Annotated in this window: 4 protein-coding genes; 2 read left to right on the forward strand and 2 right to left on the reverse strand. The window is 77.3% G+C overall.

Going from position 1 to position 4643, the window contains the following annotated elements; translation table 11 throughout:
* On the forward strand, positions 1 to 1751 hold a 1751-nt coding region (locus ABEB16_RS21725; RefSeq protein ID WP_345714251.1), incomplete at its 5' end, for an FtsX-like permease family protein.
* 82 nt (positions 1752 to 1833) lie between these two features.
* Entirely contained in the window at positions 1834 to 2625 is a 792-nt protein-coding gene (locus ABEB16_RS21730; protein WP_345714252.1) for an alpha/beta hydrolase, read from the forward strand.
* Positions 2626 to 2633: 8 nt separating this feature from the next.
* Here ABEB16_RS21730 and ABEB16_RS21735 read toward each other — a convergent pair whose 3' ends face one another.
* Both ABEB16_RS21735 and ABEB16_RS21740 read right to left on the reverse strand, forming a co-directional pair.
* Complete coding sequence (locus ABEB16_RS21735; RefSeq protein WP_345714253.1) at positions 2634 to 3248, reverse strand: maleylpyruvate isomerase N-terminal domain-containing protein; 615 nt, start codon at positions 3246 to 3248, stop codon at positions 2634 to 2636.
* A gap of 45 nt (positions 3249 to 3293) precedes the next feature.
* On the reverse strand, positions 3294 to 4352 hold the full coding sequence (locus ABEB16_RS21740; RefSeq protein ID WP_345714254.1) for an aldo/keto reductase: 1059 nt from the start codon (positions 4350 to 4352) through the stop codon (positions 3294 to 3296).
* Between the last annotated feature and the right edge of the window lie 291 nt (positions 4353 to 4643).

A 4643-nucleotide genomic window follows, 5' to 3' on the forward strand; every position in this document is an offset into this window, starting at 1 on the left:
CGGCCGGCGCGCCGGTGCTCACCGGCGACGACCGGGTCCGGGCGGACCTGCCGGCCGCGCTGCCCGAGCACGCCGGCCCGATCTCGGTGTCCAGCGTCGTCATCGGGTTCACCGCGTTCACCGCGGTGTTCGTGCTCACCGGCACGGTCACCCTCGGCGTGCGGCAGCGGCTGCGCGAGCTGGCCCTGCTGCGCACCCTCGGCGCCACGCCGCGGCGGCTGCGCAGGCTGCTGGGCGCCGAGAGCGCCCTGCTGGCGGTCGCCGCCGCGCTGCCCGCGGTGCCGCTGGGGGTCGTGCTCGCCCACGTCGTGGCGGCGCGGTTGCAGGCCCTGGGCCTGGTGCCGGCGCAGTTCACCGTGGCCGTCGGCGTCCCGGTGCTGCTGCTCGCGGTGCTCGCCGGCACGCTGCTCACCGTCACCGCCGCGCGGCTGGCCGGCCGGCGGGCGGTGCGCATCGCCCCGACCCAGGCGCTCACCGAGACCGCCACCGCGCCCACCGGCGGCCTGGTGGTCCGGGCGCTCGTCGCGGCGGTGACCGTCGCCGGGGCGTTCGCGGTGCTCGCGTTCGTGCCGCTGGACGGCCCGATGGGCATGGGGATGACGTTCATCTCCTCGGCGCTGCTGCTGTGCGCGGTCGCCGCCCTCGGCCCGGTGCTGGTGCGGGCGCTGACCGCGCTGGTGAGCCGCCCGTTCGGGCTGGCCGGGCTGCTGAGCCGGGCCGAGAGCCGGCGGGTGGCCGCCGTGGCCGTGCCGCTGGTGCTGATGTTCGCCCTCAACGCCACCGTGCTGCTCAACAGCTCGCTGCTGGAGCGGCTCGCCGGCCAGGAGCAGGTGGCGCGCACGGCGGCGGCGACCGTCCGGGTCACCGCGCCCGGTGGCATGCCGCTGGCGGGTGCGGAGCGGCTCCTCGGGCTGCCGGGTGTCAGCGGGGCCGCGGCGACGATCCCCACCAGGGTCATCGCCGTGCAGGACGGCCGACCGGAGGACTTCGCCGCGCAGGGCCTGCTGACCGGCGGCGAGGTCGCGGTGCTCGACCTCGCGCTGTCCGGCGACCCGCTCGGCGACGACGCGTTCGCCGCCAGCGCCTACCTGGTCGGGCAGAACGGCTGGCGGACCGGTGAGGTCGTACCGCTGTGGCTGCCCGACGGGCACCGCGCCGAGCTGCGCCTGGCGGCGACGTACACCCGGGCCCGCGGTTTCGGCGACCTGGTCCTCCCGGCGGCGCTGGTCGCCGCGCACGACCCGGCGGGCCTGGTCGGCTCGGTGGTGCTGCGCGGCGACGTCACCGAGCACCTCCACCGGGCCTGGCCGGCGCTGCACGTCGCGCCGACCGCGGAGGTCGCCCCGGCCGGGAACGTCTCCCGGCAGGGCCCGTGGGAACTGCTGGTCGCCATCTCCCTCGGGTTCACCGCGGTCGCCGTGGTGAACACCTCCGCCATCGCCACGGCGGCCAGGCGCCGGGAGTTCGCCCACCTGCGCCTGGCCGGCGCCACGAACGGGCAGGTGCACCGGCTCGCCGGCCACGAAGCGGTCATCACCGTGCTGGTCGGGCTGCTGATCGGCGCCGCGGTCACCACGACGGTGGTCGCGACGTTCAGCACCGCCCAGGACGGCGTGCTGCGCCTGGTCGTCGCCCCCGGCACCTACGCGACGGTGGTGGGCCTGGTCGCCGCGCTCGGCCTGGTCGCCGGCACGCTGCCGGCCAGGCTGGTGCTGCGCCCGCGCAGCACGGCCGTCCAGGCGGCGCGCTGACGCCACCGCCCGACGCCCGGGGCCGGCCGCGCCGCCACCGACCCCGGAGGTGGTCCCGGGCGCCCTCCGGCAGACTGCCGCCGTGGCCCACCTGCGCGTCGACTTCTTCTCCGAGGCCCTCGGCCTGAGCACCTCGATGACCGTCCTGCTGCCGCAGAGCACCACCGCCGGGCAGATCGGCATGGCCGGCGGTGCCCGCCAGGGCGGCCACCCCGTGCTGTACCTGCTGCACGGCCTCAGCGACGACGACACCACCTGGGCGCGGCGCACCTCGATCGAGCGCTACGCCGCGCCGCTCGGGCTGGCCGTCGTCATGCCCCAGGTGCACCGCAGCTTCTACGCCGACGAGGCCCGCGGCGGGCGGTACTGGACGTTCCTGTCCGAGGAGCTGCCCGCCCTCGTCGCCGGGTTCTTCAACGTCTCCGACCGGCGGGAGGACACCTTCGTCGCCGGGTTGTCCATGGGTGGCTACGGCGCCCTGAAGTGGGCGCTGCGGCAGCCGGAGCGCTTCGCCGCGGCCGCCAGCCTCTCCGGTGCCCTCGACGCCGCCGCCCGCGCCCGCGCCCCGCACCTCCTCGCCGACATGCGCCGCATCCTCGGCGACGACCTCGTCCTGCCCCGGGAGGACGACCTGCTGCACCTGGTGCGCGACGCCGGGGCGCGCGGCGCGGACCTGCCAGCCCTGCACGTGGCCTGCGGCACCGAGGACGAGCTGCTCGGCGGGAACCGGCACTTCGTGGCCACCGCCCACGACGCCGGTGTCACCGTGACGTCCGAGTTCGGGCCGGGCGCGCACGACTGGGCGTACTGGGACGCGCGGATCGCCGAGGTCCTGGCGTGGCTGCCGCTGCGCGCCGCGGGCGGACAGGGCTAGCAGTCGCCTCAGAGCACCGAGAAACCCGCCGGCAGGCCGGTGCGCCCGGTGGCGGCCAGCAGCAGCGGCCCGGCCGTGCCGTCGCCGGCGGCGAGGTCGGCGACGACGCGCAGCGCCTGCGCCGCAGCGCTCTCCGGCACGTCCGGCGGTTCGCCGAGGGCGGTGGCCAGGTCGGCGGTGTGCACGGCGAGCTCGAACGTGCGGGTCGGCAGGTAGTCCGCCAGCCGCATGCCGCCGGCGATGGTCGTCAGCAGCTCGGCGCCGCTGCAGCCGTCGACCAGCGGCAGCACGCGCCCGGCGATCCGCGCCACCGCCGCCGCCGGGTCGGCGCCCAGCGCGGTGCCGGCGTCCCGCCCGCGCACCGCCACGCCCGGGCCCGCCGCGATCTCGCGGGTGGCGCGGTAGTACCCGGCGGTGGAGGGCACCTCGACGGCCGCGGCGGGCCGGGCGAGGTACTCCTCCACCGTCAGCAGCGAGCGGCTGGTGTGCCCGACCAGCGCGCGCACGTCCCACTCGCCCAGGCCGGGCAGCTCCCAGCGCCCGCCCACGGCGGCGCTGGTGCGCACGAACCAGCGCGCGGCGTCGGCGAACGCCCGGCGCGAGGTCTCCCACGGGGTGTCCACGCCCGCGAGGTTAGACGCGCCGGGCCCCGCCCGGCAGGGGTTTCCTCAGCCGGGCAGGTGCCGCTGCACCAGCGACAGCGTCGCCGGGTCGAGGCGGTCCGCGGCCGTGCGCGCCTGGTGCCAGTACGGGTACAGCAGCCGCGGCCGGCTCACCTCCTCCAGCCGCGCCACCTCCTCCGCCTCCAGCCGCAGGTCCGCCGCGGCGAGGTTCTGCCGCAGCTGCTCGCTCGTGCGGGCCCCCACCACGAGGGACGTGACGCCCGGGCGGGTCAGCGTCCACGCCAGCGCCACCTGCGCGGCGGGCACCCCGCGGGCCTGCGCGATGCCCACGAGCACCTCGATGGTGTCGTAGAGCTGCTCCTCGTCGTGGACCGGCGGCTCGCCCCAGTCGGTGAGGTGCCGCGAACCCTCGGGGGGTTCCTGCCCGCGGCGGTACTTGCCCGACAGCAGCCCCCCGGCCAGCGGGCTCCACACGAGGATCCCGAGGCCCTGGTCGAGCGCCGAGGGCACGATCTCGTACTCGGCGTCGCGGCCCTGCAGCGAGTAGTAGACCTGCTGGCTGACCGGGCGGGGGAACCCGCCGCGCTCGGCGACCCCGAGGGCCTTCACCGCCTGCCAGCCGGCGTAGTTGGAGATGCCGACGTAGCGCACCTTGCCCTGCTGCACGAGCAGCTGCAGGGCCTCGAACGTCTCCTCCAGCGGCGTGAGGCCGTCCCACTCGTGCAGCTGGTACAGGTCGATGTGATCGGTCCGCAGCCGGCGCAGGCTCGCCTCGCAGCCGCGCAGCACGTGGTGGCGCGACAGGCCGGCGTCGTTGGGTCCGCCCGGGCTCATCGGGAAGCGGACCTTGGAGGCGATGAGCACCTCGTCGCGGCGCCCCTGGAGCACCTCGCCCACGATCTCCTCGGACAGCCCGTCGGAGTAGACGTCGGCGGTGTCGACGAGGTTCACCCCGGCCGCCAGGGCCAGGTCCACCTGCTCGCGCGCCTCGTCCACCCGGGCGGTGCCGACCTTGGCGAACCTGCCGCCGCCGCCGAAACCCATCGTGCCCAGCGTCAGCGTCGAGACCCGCAGCCCGGAACTGCCCAGCCGGCGGTGCTCCATGTGTCCTCCTCCTCGAGGTCGCGGCCCGCCCGGCGACGGCCGCGCGGGCGACCAGCATCCGGGCCGCGGCGGGCGCCTGCCACCGGCGAGGGTGGTCCTGCCAGTGCCAGGCGCCCGCGTGCTGCGCCGGCGCCCGAGGCGGGTCAGCCGGCGAGGCCGTCGCCCGCCGCGGCGCGCTCACCGGCGAACCACTCCTCGAACGTCGTGGTCCCCAGGACGGCGCCGGGCCCCGGCAGCAGCGCGCCGGCGGCCATCGCCCGCCCGGCCCGGCCCGGGACGCGCAGGCCGACC

Origin of the sequence: Kineococcus glutinatus, assembly GCF_039542765.1 — a bacterium.
In the GTDB taxonomy this organism is placed as follows: Bacteria; Actinomycetota; Actinomycetes; order Actinomycetales; family Kineococcaceae; genus Kineococcus_A; species Kineococcus_A glutinatus.